This window comes from Corynebacterium urinipleomorphum (genome assembly GCF_900155535.1).
Taxonomy (GTDB): Bacteria; Actinomycetota; Actinomycetes; order Mycobacteriales; family Mycobacteriaceae; genus Corynebacterium; species Corynebacterium urinipleomorphum.
The window spans coordinates 107,784-128,877 of sequence record NZ_LT706963.1 but is presented as its reverse complement, the minus strand read 5'-3'; the positions used below and the strand labels follow the sequence as shown (position 1 = coordinate 128,877).

At 63.4% G+C, this 21,094-nt stretch carries 18 protein-coding genes, 1 tRNA gene and 1 pseudogene; 12 read left to right on the top strand and 8 right to left on the bottom strand.

Going from position 1 to position 21,094, the window contains the following annotated elements:
* Window positions 1-68 precede the first annotated feature (68 nt).
* A tRNA-Leu gene (locus CZ338_RS03435) sits at window positions 69-152 on the bottom strand.
* 159 nt (window positions 153-311) lie between these two features.
* Between CZ338_RS03435 and CZ338_RS03430 the strand changes: the two genes are divergently transcribed.
* The 8 genes from CZ338_RS03430 to crgA all read left to right on the top strand — a co-directional run bounded on the left by CZ338_RS03430 (window position 312) and on the right by crgA (window position 9,680).
* Window positions 312-1,199, top strand: coding sequence for a DUF3662 and FHA domain-containing protein (locus tag CZ338_RS03430; RefSeq protein ID WP_087116916.1), 888 nt, complete (start codon window positions 312-314; stop codon window positions 1,197-1,199).
* Between the two features lie 16 nt (window positions 1,200-1,215).
* Complete coding sequence (locus CZ338_RS03425; RefSeq protein WP_087116915.1) at window positions 1,216-1,671, top strand: FHA domain-containing protein FhaB/FipA; 456 nt, start codon at window positions 1,216-1,218, stop codon at window positions 1,669-1,671.
* Window positions 1,668-3,002 (top strand): PP2C family protein-serine/threonine phosphatase, encoded by a 1,335-nt coding sequence (locus CZ338_RS03420; RefSeq protein ID WP_087116914.1) that lies wholly within the window; start codon window positions 1,668-1,670, stop codon window positions 3,000-3,002. The genes CZ338_RS03425 and CZ338_RS03420 overlap by 4 nt, the downstream gene beginning before the upstream one ends.
* On the top strand, window positions 3,003-4,334 hold the full coding sequence (locus tag CZ338_RS03415) for an FtsW/RodA/SpoVE family cell cycle protein (RefSeq protein ID WP_087116913.1): 1,332 nt from the start codon (window positions 3,003-3,005) through the stop codon (window positions 4,332-4,334).
* Entirely contained in the window at window positions 4,335-5,804 is a 1,470-nt protein-coding gene (locus CZ338_RS03410; RefSeq protein ID WP_087116912.1) for a penicillin-binding transpeptidase domain-containing protein, read from the top strand. It abuts the gene before it with no gap.
* Window positions 5,804-7,282: a serine/threonine-protein kinase gene (locus tag CZ338_RS03405; RefSeq protein ID WP_087116911.1), complete on the top strand. Its 1,479-nt coding sequence runs from the start codon at window positions 5,804-5,806 to the stop codon at window positions 7,280-7,282. The genes CZ338_RS03410 and CZ338_RS03405 overlap by 1 nt, the downstream gene beginning before the upstream one ends.
* A 21-nt stretch (window positions 7,283-7,303) precedes the next feature.
* Entirely contained in the window at window positions 7,304-9,226 is a 1,923-nt protein-coding gene (gene pknB / locus CZ338_RS03400; RefSeq protein ID WP_087116910.1) for a Stk1 family PASTA domain-containing Ser/Thr kinase, read from the top strand.
* A 175-nt stretch (window positions 9,227-9,401) separates the two neighbouring features.
* A complete protein-coding gene (gene crgA, locus CZ338_RS03395; protein ID WP_087116909.1) occupies window positions 9,402-9,680 on the top strand; it encodes a cell division protein CrgA in 279 nt (92 codons plus the stop codon).
* A gap of 414 nt (window positions 9,681-10,094) precedes the next feature.
* On the opposite strand, the gene CZ338_RS03390 is transcribed toward crgA, so the two are convergent.
* Genes CZ338_RS03390 through CZ338_RS03380 form a run of 3 tightly spaced genes read right to left on the bottom strand, consistent with a single transcriptional unit; the run spans window position 10,095 to window position 12,709 of the window.
* A complete protein-coding gene (locus CZ338_RS03390) occupies window positions 10,095-11,489 on the bottom strand; it encodes an NAD-dependent succinate-semialdehyde dehydrogenase (protein ID WP_087116908.1) in 1,395 nt (464 codons plus the stop codon).
* Window positions 11,490-11,536: 47 nt separating this feature from the next.
* Window positions 11,537-12,184 (bottom strand): rhomboid family intramembrane serine protease, encoded by a 648-nt coding sequence (locus tag CZ338_RS03385; RefSeq protein ID WP_087116907.1) that lies wholly within the window; start codon window positions 12,182-12,184, stop codon window positions 11,537-11,539.
* A complete protein-coding gene (locus CZ338_RS03380; protein WP_087116906.1) occupies window positions 12,185-12,709 on the bottom strand; it encodes a peptidylprolyl isomerase in 525 nt (174 codons plus the stop codon).
* A gap of 158 nt (window positions 12,710-12,867) precedes the next feature.
* Between CZ338_RS03380 and CZ338_RS03375 the strand changes: the two genes are divergently transcribed.
* From CZ338_RS03375 to CZ338_RS03365, 3 genes and pseudogenes are all read left to right on the top strand, one after another.
* Window positions 12,868-13,695, top strand: a complete 828-nt coding sequence (locus CZ338_RS03375) for a MetQ/NlpA family ABC transporter substrate-binding protein (protein WP_087116905.1) — start codon at window positions 12,868-12,870, stop codon at window positions 13,693-13,695.
* A gap of 14 nt (window positions 13,696-13,709) precedes the next feature.
* A pseudogene (locus CZ338_RS03370) lies at window positions 13,710-14,456 on the top strand (methionine ABC transporter ATP-binding protein); the annotation flags it as partial.
* Window positions 14,457-14,525: 69 nt separating this feature from the next.
* Window positions 14,526-15,212 carry a methionine ABC transporter permease gene (locus CZ338_RS03365; RefSeq protein WP_204211841.1) on the top strand — a complete coding sequence of 229 codons (687 nt, stop codon included), beginning with the start codon at window positions 14,526-14,528 and terminating at the stop codon, window positions 15,210-15,212.
* Between the two features lie 93 nt (window positions 15,213-15,305).
* Here CZ338_RS03365 and CZ338_RS03360 read toward each other — a convergent pair whose 3' ends face one another.
* The 3 genes from CZ338_RS03360 to CZ338_RS03350 all read right to left on the bottom strand — a co-directional run bounded on the left by CZ338_RS03360 (window position 15,306) and on the right by CZ338_RS03350 (window position 19,676).
* Complete coding sequence (locus CZ338_RS03360; RefSeq protein WP_087116903.1) at window positions 15,306-16,211, bottom strand: Abi family protein; 906 nt, start codon at window positions 16,209-16,211, stop codon at window positions 15,306-15,308.
* Between the two features lie 233 nt (window positions 16,212-16,444).
* On the bottom strand, window positions 16,445-18,688 hold the full coding sequence (metE, locus tag CZ338_RS03355) for a 5-methyltetrahydropteroyltriglutamate--homocysteine S-methyltransferase (RefSeq protein WP_087116902.1): 2,244 nt from the start codon (window positions 18,686-18,688) through the stop codon (window positions 16,445-16,447).
* 19 nt (window positions 18,689-18,707) lie between these two features.
* A complete protein-coding gene (locus CZ338_RS03350; protein ID WP_235839417.1) occupies window positions 18,708-19,676 on the bottom strand; it encodes a methylenetetrahydrofolate reductase in 969 nt (322 codons plus the stop codon).
* 349 nt (window positions 19,677-20,025) lie between these two features.
* Here CZ338_RS03350 and CZ338_RS03345 point away from each other — a divergent pair, with 349 nt between their 5' ends.
* Window positions 20,026-20,667, top strand: coding sequence for a hypothetical protein (locus CZ338_RS03345; RefSeq protein ID WP_087116900.1), 642 nt, complete (start codon window positions 20,026-20,028; stop codon window positions 20,665-20,667).
* Window positions 20,668-20,680: 13 nt separating this feature from the next.
* Here CZ338_RS03345 and CZ338_RS03340 read toward each other — a convergent pair whose 3' ends face one another.
* Window positions 20,681-21,094 carry a TetR/AcrR family transcriptional regulator gene (locus CZ338_RS03340; RefSeq protein ID WP_162287299.1) on the bottom strand — a complete coding sequence of 138 codons (414 nt, stop codon included), beginning with the start codon at window positions 21,092-21,094 and terminating at the stop codon, window positions 20,681-20,683.

Below are 21,094 nucleotides of genomic sequence, written 5' to 3'. Positions count from 1 at the left end.
GGGGAAAATGGTAGCGCGGAAGGCCCGTCGTTAAGAGCATTTTGCTTAACGACGGGCCTTACCGTTTGTGCCCGGGGGGGGACTTGAACCCCCACGTTCTTGCGAACACTGGCACCTGAAGCCAGCGCGTCTGCCAATTCCGCCACCCGGGCGGGCGACTAAGTAAACATAGCACGGCACCTCCCACATCCTCCAAATTCACTGGCAGATGGCGGTTTTCGGCTTCGTTGCTATGTTGTGGGAACCTGAAACCCTATACTATCTGTCGAAACATTACCGCTGGGAGTATCGCCGGAAGGAGGTGTGGGCGGATGGGCCTGATGGACAGGTTGGCCAAGATCGATAGTTCATTGCAGCGTGGGCTGGACAATAGCTTCGCCGCCGTCTTCGGCGGCCGAGTTGTTCCGGCAGAGTTGGAAGAGCTGTTGAAGCAGGAGACGCTGGACGGGTTGTTCAACAACGAGTACGACGAGTTGATCGCCCCGAATGTGTACGCGATTGGTGTGTCCAGCAAGGATCTGGAGAACCTGTCCCAGGATCCGGATCTGCCCATCAACCTCGCCGGGCAGCTCACACGTTTCATCCGCAACCAGAACATCGGCCTGTACGGGCCTGTTGTCGTGCGGGTCGCGGAGGAGTCCGGTCTGCGTACAGGGCAGCTTCGCGTGTCCTCGTACGTCGATGAGGAACCGGATGTCGATAGCGGGTTCGACGCGATTTTGTCGGACCGTTCCCCCCACCACCAGGAGGCATCAATGACCCAGCCCCCCGCCGCTGCCGCAGCAGGTGGTTCTGCCACCGGCGGCGCCGCTGTGAGCCTGTTGCTGTTGGACGGGTCCTCTCGCACGTACCCCGTGCACGAGGGCTCCAATATTCTGGGCCGCTCCAACGACTGCGATTTCCGTCTGCCGGATACGGGAGTGTCCCGCCAGCACGCGGAGATCATCTGGGACGGTGCGACCGCCTTCCTGGTGGACCTGCAGTCGACCAACGGAACGACGGTCAACGACCAGCCGGTGGAGAACTGGGAGCTCGCGGACGGCGATGTGATCACGGTGGGGCACTCCAATATTGAGGTCCGCATCGCCGGCACACGTCCCTACCCCGGTTCCGCGTTGGACAACGGCGCTCCCACCGGGCAGTTCGGGCAACAGGGTGAGTACGGTCAACAGAACCAGTACGGGCAGTACGGACAGTAAGGCGGCTATCTGAGTTATGGACTCTGCATTGATGCTTGGGGCCCGCTTCGGCCTCCTTATTCTTCTCTGGCTCTTCATTTTCGTGGTGTTGGCGGTGCAGCGCCGCGACATCAAGACCGCGGAGGTGGCGCAACGCCGCAGCGCCGGAGCACCGGCCCCCGCCGCCGCGCGGCGGGAGAAAGCCCACGAGGTGGTCGTTGTGGAAGGTCCGCTGCGGGGATCCCACATGAATATCTCCACGGTGGAGGATCTCTCGTTGGGCCGCGCCGACGATAATGACTTTGTGCTGGGCGATGACTTCGCGTCCTCGCGCCACGCCCGCCTATTCCGCCGTGGATCCGACTGGTTCGTGGAAGACTTGGATTCCCGTAACGGCACGTTTGTCGGCGGTATCCGCATCGACCAACCTGAGCGCGTCCAGGTGGGAACCGACATCAAAATGGGGCGCACGATTGTGAGGTTGATGCCATGACGAACCTGAAGCTCAACTTCCACGCCGCATCGGACCGCGGTCTGGTCCGCGACAACAACGAGGACTCGGCGTACGCCGGTCCGCACCTGCTTCTGCTCGCGGATGGCATGGGCGGCCACGCTGCCGGCGAAGTCGCTTCCCAGCTGATGGTCGAGCACATGGAGCATTTGGACCGCGATCCGGAGGACGCGGACATCCTGGCTCTACTCGGTGCTGCCGCGGACGACGCGAACGCCTCTATCTCCGACTCCATCAAGGAGCATCCGGAGCGGGACGGGATGGGCACCACGCTGACGGCGCTGATGTTCAACGGGACCGACATAGGCCTTATCCATGTGGGAGATTCCCGCGGCTACCGCCTCCGGGACGGCGAGCTGACCCAAATCACGGAGGACGACACGTTCGTCCAGTCCCTGGTCAACGAAGGCAAGCTCCAGCCGGAGGACGTGTCGTCGCACCCGCAGAAATCCCTGATCCTCAAGGCCTACACCGGCCGCCCGGTGGAGCCGCACCTTGAGCTGCTCCCCGTTCAGGCGGGCGACCGCTTCATGCTGTGCTCGGACGGCTTGTCCGACCCGGTGACGCACTCCACGATGGAGACCACTCTTGCGGAGGGGTCCCCGGAAGAAGCCGCAACTCGGCTCATCGAGCTGGCGCTGCGCTCCGGTGGCCCCGATAACGTCACCATCGTTGTCGCCGACGTGGTGGACTCCGACTCCCCCGACTGCCCGGAGTTGCCCACCGCCTCCGCGATAGCGGGTGCTCTCGTGACCGGCGAAGAGCCGACGCACCCGGACACGGCTGCCGGCCGCGCCGCGAAGTTGATGGGGGCGCAGAGGGCAAAGGGGGCGCAGGCGCAAATAAGCAAGAAAGAGGAACCCGCGTCCGACGATGAGGAGGATCACCGAGGCCGCTCCGTGTGGCCGTGGGTGATCGGCGTGCTCGCAGTCGCTCTCGCTGGTCTCGGCGGGCTGTGGTGGTTTGATTCCGCACGCTCCGACACGTATTTCGTGGCTGTCAACGACCGCGATGAATTCGTCATCGAGCAAGGCATGAAGAGCACGCTCCTCGGACGCGACATGCACGAACCCGTCCAGCAGGTGTGCATCAACAATGACAACCAGATCCGGCTCGTGGACGCCAACAATGTGCCGGGCGACTGCCGCGTGTTCGCGAAATCCGATCTCCCCGAATCGACTCAGGGCCGCGTGCACAACCTGGGCACCGGGTCCTACGCGGAAGTGACGGACCAGCTCAACCGGCTTGCCGACGACGCTCTGCCCGCCTGCGTCGACGACTCCGACACGGACAACTGCCGGGAGGTGAAATAAATGCGCCAGCTCTTCTCCCGCGGCCGGGAACTCTTCCTGCTCGTGCTGTCCGCGGCACTGTTGTTGCTCATGCTCGTTGGGCTGGAACTGTCCCAGGGCCACGCGCTCACAGTGGACATGCTGTGGCTCGTCGGCGGCTTCATCGGTGTGTACGCGATCGCCCACGTAGCCATGTGTTACGCCGCACCCCACGCTGACCAAGTGCTTTTGCCCTTGGTGGCAACCTTGAACGCGCTCGGACTGGTGATGATCTACCGCCTCGACCTAGAGACCGATTTCGGGCTTGCCCCGCGCCAGATGATGTGGTCTCTGGTGGGAATCCTCTTCCTGGTGGCCACGCTGCTGATCGTGCGCGACCACCGCGAGCTCACCCGGTTCTCCTACCTGTTGGGGCTGCTCGGCTTGATCCTGCTGGCTCTGCCGTTGGTGTGGCCGCAACCGCCGGACGCTGAAGCACGTATTTGGATTTGGCTCGGGCCATTCTCGATCCAGCCCGGTGAATTCTCCAAGATCCTTCTGCTTCTGTTCTTTGCGCAGCTCTTGGCGCAGAAGCGCTCCCTGTTCACGGTGGCCGGCTACCGTTTCCTCGGCATGACCTTCCCGCGCCTACGCGACTTGGCGCCGATTCTGCTGGTGTGGGCCATCGCGATCGTGATCATGGGCGTGTCCAATGACTTCGGTCCTGCCCTGCTGCTCTTCGCCACCGTGCTGGGCATGGTCTACTTCGCCACCGGCCGCACGAGCTGGCTGGTCATCGGCCTGGGCCTCGTCGCCGTTGGCGGCCTGGCTGTGTACAAGGTCTCTGCCAAGATCCAGGACCGCGTGGCCAACTTCCTCGACCCCCTGGCCAATTACGACACCACCGGGTACCAGCCCTCCCAGGCTCTGTTCGGTTTGAGCTGGGGCGGGGTGACCGGTACGGGCCTCGGCTTCGGCCACCCGCAGATGGTTCCGGTGGCTCATGCGGACTACATTCTCGCCGCCATCGGCGAGGAGCTGGGCCTTGTCGGTCTCGCGGCTGTGCTGATTCTCTTCGCCGTGTTCATCACCCGCGGTTTCCGCACAGCCCTAGCGGTGCGCGACCCGTACGGCAAACTCGTCGCCTCGGGTCTGTCGCTGACCATCGCCGTGCAGATCTTCGTCGTGGCCGGCGGCGTCTCCGCGATGCTGCCCATGACCGGTCTGACCACTCCGTTCATGTCAGCGGGTGGTTCCGCGATCATGGCGAACTACATCCTGTTGGGTCTGCTTTTGCGCATCTCCAACAACGCCAACCGGCCGGTGGAGGACACCGAAAGCGCCGGCGAGCCTGAGCTGGTGGGGGTGCGGTAAATGAATACGTCGATACGCTGGGGAGCTTTTGGCTCCATCCTGTTGACCGTGCTGCTGCTGGCGAATTTCACGTGGGTGCAGGCGTTCCACGAGGAGGAGTACGCGCGCAACCCACTCAATTCCCGCAACTTCATCGAGGCGAAGAAGGTCGAACGCGGCCAGATCAGCGCCGGTGGCCAGATCCTCGCGCAATCCACCCCGGTCGGCGACGGCTTTTACGAACGCAGCTATCCGAATATGCCGTACTCCTTCGCACCGGTCGTGGGCTACCTCTCCGACCGCTACGGCGTGGCCGGCATCGAGTCCGGGTTCAACGCCGACTTGAACGGCGAATCCAACGCGAAGGGCAACCGTTTCCTGCGCACGAACCAGGACGGCCGGGTGGGCGATTCCGTTGAGCTGACCATCGACCCGAAGACCCAGGCCGCCGCCTACGACCAGCTGGAAAGCCGCGGATACGAGGGTGCTGTTGTGGCACTTCGCCCGTCCACCGGTGAGGTGTTGGCCATGGCGTCGAACCCGTCGTACGACCCGAATTCCGTGGCCAACGACGCCACAGCCGAAGAGACGTGGAAGCAGCTTAACGACGCCCCCGGGCAGCCCCTTCTCAACCACGCCACCCAGGAGCAGCTCCCCCCGGGCTCGATCTTCAAGATCATCACCACCGCAGCCGGCCTCAAGAACGGGTACACCCCCGATTCCCCGCTAACTGGCGAGTCCGCGATCACGTTGCCGGGCACCGAGGTCCAGCTGACCAACTACGGCGGCAACACCTGCGGCGGAAGCACCAGCACGACGCTGCGCACCGCATTCATGCTGTCCTGCAACACGGCCTTCGTGCAGATGTCCACCGAGCTCGGCGATGAACCACTGCGAGAAGCCGCCACCGCTTTCGGTGTTGGCCAGCGATATGACCTGGGCCTCCCCAACGCCGCGGGCTCCCTCGGCGACCTTGAGGACCTGGCTGCCGTAGGTATGTCCGCAATCGGCCAGCGCGATGTCACCATGACGGCGGTGCAGGCCGCAGTCATGGCTGCCACCATCGCCAACGAGGGCCGCCGCATGGAACCGCACGTGGTGTCCCGCGTGGTCAGCCCGGAGATGAAGACCGTCCGGCAGATCCGGCCCCGCCAGGCGGCCGAGGCTGTGACCAAGGAAGAAGCGGAGACCATCACCGACCTCATGTACAGCTCCGAGCGGAACACGTACGGGTACAACGGCAACGGCTACGCTTCCAAGACCGGCACCGCCGAGCACGGGGAGAATCTTCCGCCCCACACCTGGTACGTCGCGTTCGACCCCGACAAGGATGTCGCAGTAGCCGTCGTGGTCAAAAACGGCGGCGGCCTGGGTGAGGGCGCGACCGGCGGCCAAGTCTCCGCACCCGTCGGCCGCAATATTCTGGCCGTGGCACCGGCCCCCAAGAAGGACGACAAGCAGGACGCGAACCCCGTAGGAGGCGCTGAGTAATGCACACCGACAACCGGGCAGAACTTCAAGAGCTCATCGGCCCCGACTACCAGCTTCAATGGATCATCGGGCACGGCGGGATGTCCACCGTCTGGCTTGCCGACGATCCCGCAAACGACCGCGAAGTAGCCGTCAAGGTGCTGCGCCCCGAATTCTCCGGCACCGAGGAATTCCTCACCCGCTTCCGCAACGAAGCCCACGCAGCGCAAGGCATCAATTCGGCGAATGTCGTGGCCACCTACGACTACCGCGAAGTCACCTCCCGCGACGGTGTCAACGTCTGCTTCATCGTCATGGAGTACGTCCGCGGGGAATCCTTGGCCGATCTCATTGCCCGTGAAGGCAAGCTCGAGGAAGCCGTTGCCCTCGACGTCCTCGAGCAAGCCGCTCACGGTCTCGCCGTGATCCACCAGCTTGGCCTCGTGCACCGCGACATCAAGCCGGGCAACCTCATGATCACGCAGAACGGCAAGGTGAAAATCACGGACTTCGGCATTGCCAAAGCCGCCTCCGCCGTGCCGCTCACCCGCACAGGAATGGTGGTGGGCACCGCCCAGTACGTCTCCCCGGAGCAGGCGCAGGGCTTCGATGTCACCGCGGCATCGGACGTGTACTCCCTCGGCGTGGTGGGTTATGAGCTGCTCACCGGCCAGCGCCCATTCACCGGCGACTCGTCTGTGTCCGTCGCGCTGGCTCATGTGTCCAACGAGGTCCCGCCGATGTCCACCTCCATCTCGGCGCCGGCACGCGAACTCATCGGAATCGCGCTGCGTAAGGACCCGGCGACGCGCTTCGCTGACGGCACCGAATTCCAGAACGCCATCGCCGACGCCCGAGTTGGCGCGCGCCCCACCACCGCCGTGACCAAGAAGGTCCCGGTCGAACCGACGCCGCAGGAATCCACCGCACAGCTCGCCGCCGTGACCGAGGCGACGACCATGCAGCCCGAAGCACCCCTGCCTGAGTCGCGGCCGCGTCCCCGGCCTCGGCAGCAGCAGCCTCCCGCACCGAAGACACCCCAACAGCAGAAGAAGAAGAGCAACGGCTTCGGCACCGGTGTCCTCGTCGCGCTGCTGGTGATTCTGGCCGGCACCGCCGCTGTGTGGGCCTACACCTCCGGGTTTTTCGAAGGCACCGGTGACAAACCCACCTCCACCACCGCCACGAGCACCGAACCGGAGAGCGAAACCGCTCCCCCGACGGAAACGGTGACGGAGACCGAGACCACTGAACAGCGGCCGACAAAGCGCGAGCGCCAGACCCAGGCACCGCCGTCGACGCTGTACAATTCGCCGGAAGCACAACGTCCGAGCCAGCCGCAACAGCAGCCGGAGCAGCCGCAGCAGCCGCAACAGCCGAGCCGCCAACCCGAGCAACCGGCACCGCAGCCGTCGGAAGCACCGGCCACGCAACAGCAGCCACCCGCCAACGACAATCCGTTTCCTGGACTGAATCTCCCTGGACTGCCCAACCCATAAACCCCTAAGGACCTGCGATTCATGACTCTCATCGGCGACCGTTACCAGCTTGGTAATTCCATCGGCACCGGCGGCATGTCCGACGTCTACGTGGCCACGGACACGCTCCTCGGCCGCGAAGTGGCAGTCAAAATGCTCAAAATCGACATGGCCCGGGACGAGAATTTCCGCGAGCGGTTCCGCAAAGAAGCGCAGAATTCCGCGCGGCTGAATCACCCGAATATCGTTGCGGTCTACGACACCGGTGAGACCGTCGTCGAGGGCATCTCCATCCCTTACATCGTCATGGAGCACATCAAGGGCCGCGACCTGCGTGCGATCGTGCGCGAGGACGGGCCGCTTCGTCCGGAGGAAGCCGCGGCGCTGATGTTCCCGGTGACGCTGGCCCTGCAGGCCAGCCACGATTCCGGCATCATTCACCGCGATGTGAAGCCCGCCAACATCATGGTCACCAGCACCGGCGAAGTGAAGGTGATGGACTTCGGCATTGCGCGCGCCCTGGATGATTCCACCGCGGCGATGACCCAGACTTCCGCTGTCATTGGCACTGCGCAGTACCTTTCCCCGGAGCAGGCCCGAGGGAAGACTGCAGATAACCGAAGCGACATCTACGCTCTCGGCTGCGTCATGTACGAGGCGGTCACTGGCACCCCGCCGTTCGAAGGTGAGACCCCATTCGCGGTCGCTTACCAGCACGTTCAGGAGGATCCGGAACCGCCGAGCGCGCGGATCCCCGATCTCACCGAGTCCGAGGCCGTGAACGTCGACGCGGTGATCCTCACCGCCATGGCCAAGCACCCGGCGGACCGATACCAAACCGCGCTGGAAATGGCCGATGACCTCGAACGTCTGGAACGCGGCTCGGTCACCCAAGCGGCGCGCAACCACTTGTCCGAGACAGATTTGGCGGAAGCTCCCGCACCGGTCCCGGAGGAGAGCCGGTACGAGCAGCACCGCAAGGAGACCCAGAAGGGCAAGAACAACACGGGGCTGAAAATCCTCGCGATCTTGATGGCGTCCGTCATGCTGCTCGGCGGGGGCGCCTTCGCGTTCAACAAGGTGCGCCAGGACCGCGAGGAAGAGACCGTCGACGAGATGGTCTTCGTGCCCAAGGTCGTGGGTAAGCCGCGGGAGGAAGCCGTCAAGGAGCTGGAGAAGCTCGGCCTGCAGGTCACCGTCAACGAGGCGCCCCACCCGGAGGTGCCACGCGGCCAGGTTCTCAGCACCAACCCGACTGAGGGTTCGCAGCTGCAAAAGGGCACGAACATTACGGTCACAGTGTCCTCGGGGCGCGAGATCACGGATGTCCCGGACATCACCGACCTGAGTCCGCAGGACGCGGCCGCCGAACTAGAAAAAGCGGGCCTCAAGCTTGACGACGACATCAAGCGCGAGCACTCCGACTCCGTCCCCGAAGGCGTGATCATCTCCCAGCAGCCAGCTGCAGGCTCCCAGTTGTCCAAGGGGTCGAAGGTGAGCGTCATCGTGTCCGAGGGCCGCGAGAAAATCCAGGTTCCGTCGCTGGCAGGCATGAATGCTGGCCAGGCTGAGTCCCTGCTGGCCTCTCTCGGTTTGAAGTCCACCACAGTTCAGGTGGACTCCCTCAAGCCGGCAGACGAGGTGTTGGCTGTCGCTGGCGAGGGTTCTGAGGTGGACCGTGGCACGACGATTGAACTGCGCGTCTCTAACGGCATGCTGATGAAGATGCCTAAGCTGGTCCGCCAGACCCGCGAGCAGGCTGAGGCCACCCTGCGCAGCCAGGGGTGGACCGGAACGTTGAGGAACGGCCACCCGGTGGACACCCCGGACCTGAACGATCACGGCTTGATCGCCGGCCACCGTCCGCCGGAGGGCACGGAGATCCGCAAGGACTCCGACATCACCATCGACATCTGGAAGAACCCGATCCGCGAAGGCGTGGACAGTATTCTCCCCCGCCCGTAGCTAAGTGACGGCAGCCAGCTGGGAGCCCTCAGCTTCCTGCTGGTAAAGTCACCGCTCAGAAGACACCTGAAGACTACCGACGACACAGTAAGAACACGCGCGCTGCCTGCTCGCGCGACGGAGCCACTCAAACTCCCAGCCGTGCAGGTTCAGCCCACGATGAAGGACGTGCAACATGCCTAAGGCAAAGGTCACTAAGGACACCGTCAGCACCCCGTCCACCACCACCTCCACCGGTGCCAACCGCACCCCGGTGAAGATCAACACCGGTGGCACCCCGGTCTGGTACAAGACCCTGATGTTCGGCTTCATGCTCGTCGGTCTGCTCTGGCTGGTGGTCAACTACCTCGCCGGCCCCCAGATCCCGTTCATGAACGAGCTCGGCCCGTGGAACTACGCCATTGGCTTCGGCGGTTTCATCATCGGTCTGCTCATGACCATGGGTTGGCGTTAAGCCCGATCACCTCCCAGAACGCACGAACCAGCGCTTTTCCAGCGCTGGTTTTTCGTGCCTGCACAATCCAGCGCATGCACCCACCCTGCGGGTTGTGGAACGTGTGGAAATCACGGTGTGTTGTTCACCGGGTTATCCCCAGCCATCCCCAGCCACAAACCCGCAGGCCACATTCCACAGGGTTGTGCACAACTCGGTGCGGGCCCTGTTGAAACTGCAGTTTAGACGCGGGAAATTCAGTTATCCACAGCCTGTGGAAGGTGGGACGGAAGTGACTTATTCACAGGTTCATCCACACCCTGTGGATAACTTCTGCGGGATGGTGTGAAGCAAACTGAGCATATGAAAACCCCGGGCCGTCGCCGTAGTAGGCGAACGGTCCGGGGCTAGAGGCCTAGCTCAGCGCAGTGAGTTTTAGACCTTGGAGTCGGAGCCAGCGACGTAGTAGCGCTGCTTGTTCACGAACTCATCCATGCCCAGCGGGCCGAGCTCACGGCCCAGGCCGGACGCTTTCACACCACCGAACGGCAGCTCCGCACCGCGGGCCTGCGGGATATTCACGTGGATCATGCCGGTGTCGATCTTCGCCGCCACCTTCTTCGCACGCTCCTCATCCTCAGACATCACGGCGCCGCCGAGGCCGTAACGGGAGTCGTTGGCCAGCTCGATGGCTTCCTCCTCGGAGGAGACCTTGTACACCTCGGCCACCGGGCCGAAGAACTCCTCGTAGTAGGAATCAGAACCCACCGGGATATCGGTGATCACGGCCGGGGTGATGTAGGCGCCCTTGCCGGTGACTTCGCCGCCGATGCGCAGGTTAGCGCCTTCGTCGACAGCGACCTTCAGCTGCTGGGCAAGCATCTCCGCTGCGTCGCGGGAGGACAGCGGGTAGTACTCGTTGCCCTCGCCCGGGTTCAGCGGATCGCCTTCGCTATACGACGACGCGAGCCCGACCAGCGACTGCACGAACTCGTCGTAAATGTCCTCCATGACGATGATGCGCTTGTTCGCCGTGCACGCCTGGCCGACGTTGCCCACGCGCTTCTCCCACGCCGTCTTCGCCGCGGCCTTCACATCGGAAGAATCCAGCACAACGTATGCGTCGGTGCCGCCGAGCTCCAGCACGCACTTCTTCAGAGCCTGACCAGCCTGGGAGGCGATGGCGCGACCGGCGGTCTCCGAACCCGTCAGGGACACGCCCTGAACGCGGTCGTCCTCGATCATGGTGGAGATCTGCGAGTGCTGCGCGTACACGTTCGTGTACAGCCCCTTCGGAGCGCCAGCCTCGTCGAAGATCTTCTCGATAGCTGCGGCGGAGCGCGGGCAGATCTCAGCGTGCTTGACCATCACGACGTTGCCGGCCATCAGAGCCGGCGCCGCGAAACGGGCGACCTGGTAGTAGGGGAAATTCCACGGCATGATGCCCACGATGATCCCGAGCGGGACCTTGCGCATGATGGAGGTGCCGCCCTGGTTGTTCGGGATCTCCTCGTCGGCACCGAACCGGGAGCCGTTGTCGGCGTAGTAATTGAAGATCTCCACGACATCGTCGACCTCGCCGTCACCCTCAGTCACGGACTTGCCCATTTCCTCGGCGATGATGCGGGCGAGCTCGTCACGCTGCTCGTCGAAAAGCGATGCCACCTTGTGCAGCACCTTCGCGCGCTCCTCGAAGCTCTTCTCGCGCCACTCTTTGAACGTGTCGTTCGCGGTGGCGAGCGCCTGCTCTAATTCGTCGTCGGTGATGAAGTCGAAGCTCTCGACAATTTCGTTGGTCTTCGGATTCTGTACACGGAATTTTGTTGGCATGTACTCCACGGTACGGACGCTGCGGACAACGCGCTATAAAAACTTTTTTATGTCCAGAACGGAACTGTGGTTGCCGCGGCAGCGACGGCCACAGCTGTCGCTCCCCCTCCCCAACGGACACGCGCGTCCCGGGACGTGAGCGGCCCCGCCATGAGCGTTCCGGCGATGAGTCCGCCGAGGTGCCCCCACAGGCTCACATTCGGCGTGATCAGCGTGAAAACGAGGTTGCCGCCGACAAGAACCAGTGGCGCGCGCAGATCCGTGTGGCTGCGTGCGGCGATAGCTACGAGCAGAGCCATGAGCGCGTACAGCGCACCGGAAGCTCCGGCGGTGGGCTCTTCGAAGCCGAATAGGAGCACGGCTGCGGACCCACCCAGCACCCCAGCCAGGTAAGCCAGCACGAACGGGCCGGTGCCCACAGCGCGCTCGACAGCGGCGCCGACAACGACGAGCATGAGCACGTTCACCGTCAGGTGGGTGATGTCCAAGTGCATGAACCCGGAAGTCAGCGCGCGGAACCAGCCAAAGCGCTCATCCACGACGAAGGGGCCCCACAGGACGGTGGAGGTGCCGGCACGGGAGGACCAGATGACGTCGACAAGCGAATGCGCGTCGAGCGCCGCAACGAGGAACGCCCCCACACACAGCGCGGCGATGACTGCTGTGGCGGGGGCGCCGTAGAGGACGCGGTTCAATTAATCGGAGACGGTGACGGACTCGATGACAACATCCTCGACCGGGCGGTCCATGCGGCCGGTCTGCACGTTCGAGATCTCGTCGACGACCTTCTTGGAGGCCTCGTCGGTGACCTCGCCGAAGATGGTGTGGCGGTTGTTCAGGTGCGGGGTCTGCGCGACGGTGATGAAGAACTGGGAACCGTTGGTGCCCGGGCCAGCGTTAGCCATGGCGAGCAGGTACGGGCGGTCAAACTGGAGCTCCGGGTGGAACTCATCCGCGAACTGGAAGCCCGGGCCGCCGGTGCCGGTGCCGGTCGGGTCGCCGCCCTGGATCATGAATCCCGGGATGATGCGGTGGAAGATCGCGCCGTCGTAGAACGGGCCCTCGTTGGAGCCGGAGGCGTTCTTGGTGGAGTAATCCTGGGTGCCCTTGGCCAGGCCGGTGATGACCTCAACCGTGTTCGGGGCATGGTTGCCAAACAGGTCCACAACGATGTCGCCGTGGTTGGTGTGGAACGTCATTGTCTGAGTCTTCTGAGTCATGGCAACAAGGGTACGCGTCGGAACGGAGGGCCGTCAGCGCCCCCTGTTCGACCGTCCAGTACGAACGCTATAGACTGATCTGTCTTGCTTAAACGAACCAATCGGTTTATTATGACGGTTTGTTAAGCAAAAACCCAGACAGGTGGAAGGACATGAGAATGTTCAAGAAGATCACTGCTGTCGCCATGGCTGGCGCCCTCACCCTCGGCCTCACTGCATGCGGCTCGAGCGAAAGCAGCGACGGCGGCGACGACCAGACCATCCGCGTGGCTACCTCGCCGGGCCCGTACTCCGAGCTGTTCCAGAACGGTGTCGCACCGATCCTGGAGAAGGACGGCTACGAGCTCGACTTCCAGAGCTTCACGGACCTCACCCAGGCCGACACTGCCCTGGCGGAAGGGTCCGCGGACCTCAACGTCGAGCAGCACACCGCGTGGATGAACGTGTTCAACAAGGAGAAGGGCGGCAACCTGACCGCCATCACCGAGGTCCCGACGGTTCCGGCCGGCCTGTACTCGCAGAAGCACACGTCCCTGGACGAAGTCGCTGACGGGCAGACCGTCGGCATCCCGCTCGACGGCTCCAACAAGTCCCGCGCGATCCACGTGCTTGTCGACGCCGGCTGGGTCACCCTCCGCGACGACGCCGACGAGACTCTCCTCGCGGAGTCCGACATCGCGGACAACCCCCACAACCTCAAGATTGAACCGATGGATTCCGCGAACCTCTCGCGCTCCCTCCCCGACCTGGACTGGGCCGTCATCCCGGGCTCTATGAGCTACTCCGCGAAGCTCGACCCGAACCTGCAGCTCTTCCAGGAGGAGCTGCGTCCCGAGCTCATCCTCGTGGCCGTGACCACCGAGGACAAGAAGGACGCTCCGTGGGCGAAGGCAGTCGCAGACGCCTACCGCTCGGACGAGTTCAAGGAGTACTTCGACTCCCAGAACGAGAACGATTACTGGTTCCTCCCCGACTCCCTGAAGTAAGCGAACGGAGTTTCATGACTGACGCTGTCGTATTCGACCATGTGACCAAGGTCTTCCCGGGACGGGAGGGCTCATTCACAGCGCTGGACGATGTCAGCTTTGCCGTCCCCGACGGCAGCGTAGCTGGTGTCGTGGGCACGTCCGGTGCCGGCAAGTCCACGCTCATCCGGATGGTGAACGGGCTGGAGACCCCGACCTCGGGCGCCGTCAGGGTGCATGGCCGCAATCCGGCAGACTTGAGCACCTCGGAGTTGCGCGAGCTGCGCCGGCAAGTGGCCATGGTGTTCCAGAGCAGCAATCTGCTGGAGACCAAGACCGTCGCCGAGAACGTGGCCACGCCGTTGAAGCTGGTCAAGGCATCGAAAAGCGAGATTGCGCGACGCACCTCCGAGGTACTTGAGATGGTCGGCCTGTCCGACCGCGCCGACCACAAGCCGCGCCAGCTTTCCGGCGGGCAGCGTCAGCGCATCGGCATCGCGCGCGCACTCGTCACCGACCCGACGCTCTTGCTTTGCGACGAACCCACCTCCGCCCTCGACCCCATCACCACCAACCAGATCCTCGACCTGCTCCGCAACATCAACGAAGAACTCGGTGTGACCGTCTTGATCATCACCCACCAGATCGATGTGGTCGCCCGCCTGGCCGACAGCCTTGCGGTGCTCTCCGAGGGCCGGTTGGTGGAATCCGGCCCGGTGGCGAAGGTGTTTGCCAACCCACAGCACGAGCTGACCAGAAAATTCGTTGACACGGTCATCCCGCCCGAACTGGACGGCAGTGCGCGTAAAGAGCTGTCCCGCGCGCTGGTGAAGAACTACGAGGTGTAAACCATGAACGAGCTCAACACGTGGTGGCGCGAAACCACCGGTTCCCGGGTCACCCCGGAAATGTACGTCGACTCCTTCGGCGAGACCCTCTACATGGTGGGCATCTCGCTATTCCTCGGCGCTCTTCTCGGCATTCCGCTGGCACTCGCCCTGGTGATCACCCGGCCCGGCGGCCTGAAGCCGAACAAGTTCATCTACAGCGCACTGAACGTGTGCGTGAACATCATCCGCTCGCTGCCGTTCATCATTCTGCTGGTGGCCATCACCCCGTTCACCCGCGTTATCGCAGGAACCGCCATCGGCACCACAGCAGCCCTGGTCCCTCTGACCTTGTACATCGCCCCGTTCATCGCACGCCTCATCGAGCAGTCCCTGCTTGAGGTGAACCCCGGCATCACCGAAGCCGCGGACTCGATGGGCGCAGACCTGTTCCAGACCATCCGGTATTTCCTGTTGCCCGAAGCCAAGTCGTCGATCATTTTGGCCATCACCACCGCCACGATCGGCCTGATCTCCGCGACTGCCATGGCCGGCACGATCGGCGGCGGCGGTGTCGGCGACCTGGCCATTTCCTACGGCTACCAGCAGTTCGACTCGCTGGCGATGCTCATGACCGTGGTGATCCTGATCATCATCGTCCAGGCCATCCAGTCCGTGGGCAACACCCTGGCCCGCCGCGCGCGGGCGTAGCGCTACCTAAGGGGACCTGGATCTAATTTCCTTGTAGGAGGAAGGGGTTTTGCGGCCAGCGCGCAGACAGTTTAAGCCCAGATCCAAAAGTTGTTAGGAGTTCCGTGGATGAGCGATTCCCCGACTGAAAGACGGATTGCGTGCCGTGAGTTCTAGGTAATCATCAAGAAAACCTTTTCGTAACCGAGTCCGGAAAAGGAAGTTATCTAGGGCGACAATCACCGCAAGGACCGAGTTTGATCCGTACCTCTCATCTACAATCCGCTCCGCTCGACTTTTCACGCCAGCGGGCACGCTCGGTTGATCCAGTACGAAGCAATTCCACAAACGTGCTGAATGGGCGCACTTGTTCCTAACAAAAGTAAATGAACGCAATTGGCTCGCAAGGTAGGGTTTACCCACTCCAAGAATTGAGCACGCTCTCCCGTAGACGGCACCACCATCGTTCCTAAAGGTGATTGCCTTCGAAAGCGTCCCTAAAGAAAATGCTTCAACCGCCACCCAAACTGGGACGTCATTCAGCCATCCGGAACCATCCCCGTCCGCATCTCTGCGATACTTCCCCAAAAAGGGTTCTTTCGATCGCTCCAGCTCGCTGGCAATGAGCTGGTGAGTAGGCTTAACGGCTGGGTTCTTAGGAAGCTTGTAGGCGTTATTCCCAAGAAATTTTTCATACGCACCGTGAATCTCGCCTTCGCTCAGTGCAAACGCAGTGCGAGTAGCAATCTCGGCAAGCTGGATGCCATCTAGTAGGAAGGATCTGAGCCGCGCGTCGAGCTCGTACAGCTGAACAATGTCGTTCCAAGCCGCGCCAGAAACGAATTCTTCCTTCCCGGCGGCCGGATCCACCTGGAAGTAGCGCATGTATCCGGAAAAACGGTAGTAGTTATTCCGCTGCAAAAATTCGGCGGCAACTTCTCGCGATGGAATGCGGAGTCCACGGTCGGCAATCTTATCTACCTGTTCTTGGACCGACAGGTAGGGCTTCCGGCGGTTCACAACCTAGAGAATAACAAGCCCCCCTCTCATATTGCGCTGTTCTACGGGAAGCTCGGAGGGGGTCTCGATTGGTTCAAATATTACCCAAAAACGCCCAAACAACGAAATATTTGCGTCATCGGCGTTGCACAAGAAGTCTGCTGGTATCTAAAGGTAGCCCCGGTCAGCCGATATGGCTGACCGGGGCTAAGTGTGCTATCTACTAGGCCTTAGACATAGGTGCCAAAGAAGCCTTAGAGGCCCTGGGCCACCTCGTCGCGGGCGGCGACCATGTTGGCCAGAGCTGGCTCGACCTCGGCGTAGCCGCGGGTCTTCAGGCCGCAGTCCGGGTTGACCCAGAGGCGGTCAGCCGGGACGTTGTCTAGGGCGGCCTTGATCAGCTCGACCATCTCCTCCTTGGACGGAACGCGCGGGGAGTGGATGTCGTAGACACCCGGGCCGATCTCTGCGTGGAAGGTCTCGTCGATGTCCTCGAGCAGCTCCATCTTGGAACGAGCAGCCTCGATGGAGGTGACGTCGGCATCCAGGCCGGCGACAGCATCGATGATCTGGCCGAACTCGGAGTAGCAGAGGTGGGTGTGGATCTGGGTGGTCGGCTCAGCCTCCAGAGCCACGAGGCGGAAGGCGCGGACGGCCCAGTCGAGGTAGGCCGGGCGGTCGTCGGCACGCAGCGGGAGCAGCTCGCGCAGAGCCGGCTCGTCGATCTGGATGACCTTGATGCCGGCCTTCTCCAGGTCGGCGACCTCGTCGGCCAGAGCCACACCGATCTGGTCGGCGGAGACGGACAGCGGGACATCGTCACGCTTGAAGGACCAGGCCAGGATGGTCACCGGGCCGGTGAGCATGCCCTTGACCGGCTTGTCGGACAGGGACTGCGCGTAGGCGGACCACTCAGTGGTCATGGCCTCCGGGCGGGAGACGTCGCCGACGACGATCGGCGGACGGGTGCAGCGGGAGCCGTAGGACTGGACCCAGCCGTTCTCGGTGACTACAAAGCCGTCGAGAAGCTCGGCGAAGTACTGGACCATGTCGTTGCGCTCCGGCTCGCCGTGAACCAGGACGTCGAGGCCGAGGCGCTCCTGCAGCTCGATGACGTTCTTGACCTCGGTCTTGAGCGCCTCGTTGTACTGCTCGTCGGTGAGCTCGCCGTTGCGGTGGTCGGCGCGTGCCTTGCGGATCTCGGTGGTCTGCGGGAAGGAGCCGATCGTGGTGGTCGGCAGAGCCGGGAGGCCGAGCTCCTTCTGAGCCTGCTGGCGCTCCGCGAACTCCGGCTGACGCTGGACGGTGCCCTCCGGCAGGGCTGCGACGCGGTCGGTGACAGCCGCGTTGTGGATGCGGGTGGACTCGGCGCGGGTGCGCACGGCACGGTCGGAGCGGCCGAAGGCCTCCGGTGCGTTCTCCTCGCCGGCGACGAGAGCGGTGATCTCCTCAATCTTCTCGTCGGCGAAGGACAGCCACGGTGCGACGTCGACCGGGATGTTCTTCTCGGCGTTGAGGGTGTGCGGCACGTGCTGCAGGGAGGTGGAGGTGGAGACGCTGGCGGCGCCGATCGCGTTCAGTACCTCGACCTTCTTACGCAGGTCAGCGGCCCAGACGTTGCGGCCGTCGATCAGGCCGGCAACGAGGGTGGTGTCCTTGCCCTCAAAGGCGGCGACGCGTGCGGGGTAGTCGGCGTTGGCCTCGAGGGTCCACGGGGACAGGTCAACGTGGACGGCCTCCGGAGCCACGGCAGCCAGGGCGTTGAGGCCCTCGCGTGCGGAGCCGTACGGGGTGGTCACGTACACGTTCGGGCGGTTCTCGGCTTCGAGGAGCTTGGACCATGCCTGCTCGGTGTACTTGGCCAGCTCGGCGTCCGGGGTGGAGAGGTCGGCGACCAGGGCCGGCTCAGCGACCTGGACCCACTCCACGCCGGCGTCCTTGAGGGCGGCGAAGACGGCGGCGTAGGCATCCACCAGCTTGTCCAGCAGGGACCACTCGACCGGCTTGGACAGGGCGAGCAGGGTGACCGGGCCGACGAGTGCCGGACGGACGGTGTGGCCGGCCTCACGGGCCTCCTCGACCAGACGGACGATGCGTTCCGGAGCCGGAGTGATGTCCTGGCCGGCCTCAACCTCGGGCACGAGGTAGTGGTAGTTGGTGTCGAACCACTTGGTCATCTCCAGCGGCACGCGGGAGTCGTTGCCGCGGGCGAGCGCGAATTCCTCGTCCAGGTCCGTGCCGCCGGCAATGAGGCCGACGGTCAGACCGGTCTCAAGCACCTGGTCGTAGTACGCGACATCTGCCGGGATGGCGTAGTCCTCGGTCAGGCCGAGGTCGCGCAGGTGGTTGTAGGTGTCAATGCGCAGCGCACGGGTGGTGGTGCGGAAGGTGTCAGCGTCGATGCGGCCAGCCCAGTAGGACTCCAGCGCGCGCTTCAGCTCGCGGTTGGCGCCGATGCGGGGGTAGCCCTCGATCGTGGCCTTGGGGAAAGTAGTCACAGTTTCTCCTTGGGGTTTCCTATTTAGGTTCTATTCCGAGCCGCGACAGCAGGTCTTGCGTCACCGCCAGGTTGTTGTGGGTGTAGATGTGCAGGCCGCCCACGCCGGCGTCGAGAAGCGTGCCCGCGAGTTCCGCGGTGAGCTGCATGCCCACCTCGTATTCCTCGTCCGGGTCGCTTGCCGCCGCCAGCTTATCGACGACACGCTGCGGCACCTCGATCCCCGACAGCACGCCCATGCGCTGGGCCCGCTTCAGGCTCGTCATAGGCATGATGCCGGGGATCAGGGGGATGCGCACGCCAGCCATCCGGGACTGCTCCGCGAAGCGCAGGTAGTCCTCCGCCTCGAAGAACAGCTGGGTGATGGCGAAGTCTGCTCCAAGCCGCTGCTTGGACAGCAGCACGTCTAGGTCCAGGTCCGGCGTGGGCGATTCCGCGTGGCCGGACGGGTAGCAGGCCACCGACAGCGCGAGCTTGCCCGCGGCAAGGCGGTAGGCATTCTCGTCCTCGATTTCCCGGATGAGCGTGAGCAGTTCTGTGGCGTACTGGAGGTAGCCGTCCGGCAGGCGGGTCTCCCCTTCCGGGAGATCGCCGCGCAGAGCGAGGAAGCCGCGCACACCGGAGTCGATGAGCGTGCGGATCCAGTCTGCGAGCTCTTCGGTGGGCCCAGCGGTGCACGCCAGGTGCGCGATGGTGGGCAGGTTGGTGCACTCGTTGAGCCGGGCGATGAAGTCCGCGGTGCCCTGCAGCCATCCGGAGCGGCGGGAGCTGGTCACGGCCAAGTAGTCCGGCTTGTAGGCGATCAGACCGGTGATCAGGTCTTTCAGCTTCGCCTCGTCAGCGTCATGGCGCGGCGGGATGAGCTCGAAGCTCAGAGCAGTCCTCTGCTGCCGCTTCACAGCGGGGCGGGCACCGTTGTGGGGTGCTTCGTCGAGGGGGTCCAAGGGCGCAGACGCCGACAGCCTCGACGAAAAGTGTCCTTCAGTCAACGAAGGAGTCCTTTCGTCCTATCGGTTCAGGTTCGTTCTGCCGGGCACGACTGCTTCTTCAAAGTCATTCGTGTCCGGGTTGGCTGGGCTCAGCACTTGGAAACTGGTTGGAATGTAACCCGGGCTGGTTTGACCGATCAAAGGGGTCCCCCGTTTAAGGCCCTATTCGCACTGTTCAACGCGGTTCCAGCGATGAATATAAAAGCCAGAATTCTGCAGAAAATGAACCGAGCTGTCCACTCTGTGGACAACCGCGGGCCAAAGTCCGCGACGGTGTCCAGTCAGTTCACTACTCTGGGGAGACAAAGACAAGAGCATTGCACCACTCCACGAAAGGCCAGACCACACCATGAATCTCCGCAATATTCGCATTGCCTCCGCGGTGGCAGGCACCCTGTTCAACCGTTACCGCGAGCTGAATAACGAGCAGAAGCGCGATGTCTACGAGGCTGTCCGCCTCATGGCGCGCGGCAACAACGAGGAAAACGAGGCAGACACGGCGAACTTCTCCGATGCCCGCCGGCAGGCCGGCGACGTCACCCGGGCAGCTCACGCGCGTCTGGACCGCCGCCGCGCTCTCTTTGAGGCGGAGCAGCTGGACAAGAAAGAGAAGAAGAAGCTGGAGAAGGCTCTAAAGAAGAAGAAATCCGGGGGCACAAACGGCATCGGCCTCGGCGCCCTGATTCTGACTCTTCTCGCAGCCATCGCCGGCGGCATCTACTACTTTGTCTTCGGCAACGATTCCAAGCCCGCTAAGAAAGCGCCGCAGAAGCCGGCGCCTAAGCCTGCCCCCGCCAAGGCGTCCGTCCAGCGCACCCAGCCGCCGACAATGGACTCGACGCGCGAGGCCGCAACGAAGGATCACGGTCCGCTCAGCGAGGAGCCGGCGGAGCGCGACGAGGCCCTGCTCAGCTCCATCGACGAGCAGCTGTCCACACTGGACACGCTGGACAACGCCCAGCGGGAGCACCCCGGCAACGACGCCCGCTAGCTAGCGCTGACCCTCACACCGCCAGCACCGATTGAAAAGCCTCGATTGTCTCTTCGCGCTTCGCGGCCAACTCAGGGTCGTCGTGCCAATGGTCGAACGTGATCGCGGTGACCAACGGCCCGACACCGTAGTCGAGGAGGCCCCAGACGAAGTGGTCCCAGTGGGTTTTCGGGTCGACGTCGAAAAGCGAGCGTGTTTTCTCGATCTGCTCCCCCAAGATGCCTAGCAACCGCAACCCGCAGGCGATATCCAAATCGGAGCGGGTGCGGAAGTTGCGGTATAGGGTGGCAATGCCCACGTTCGCGCGCGCCGCGACGGCCTCGAGGGTGACAGAAGATTCCGGTGTGGTGCGCATCGCGAGGGCGCGGCCAAGCTTGCCGACGAATTGAACAACCCGGCCGCCCAGTTCGTCCGTCGAGGTCGCCAT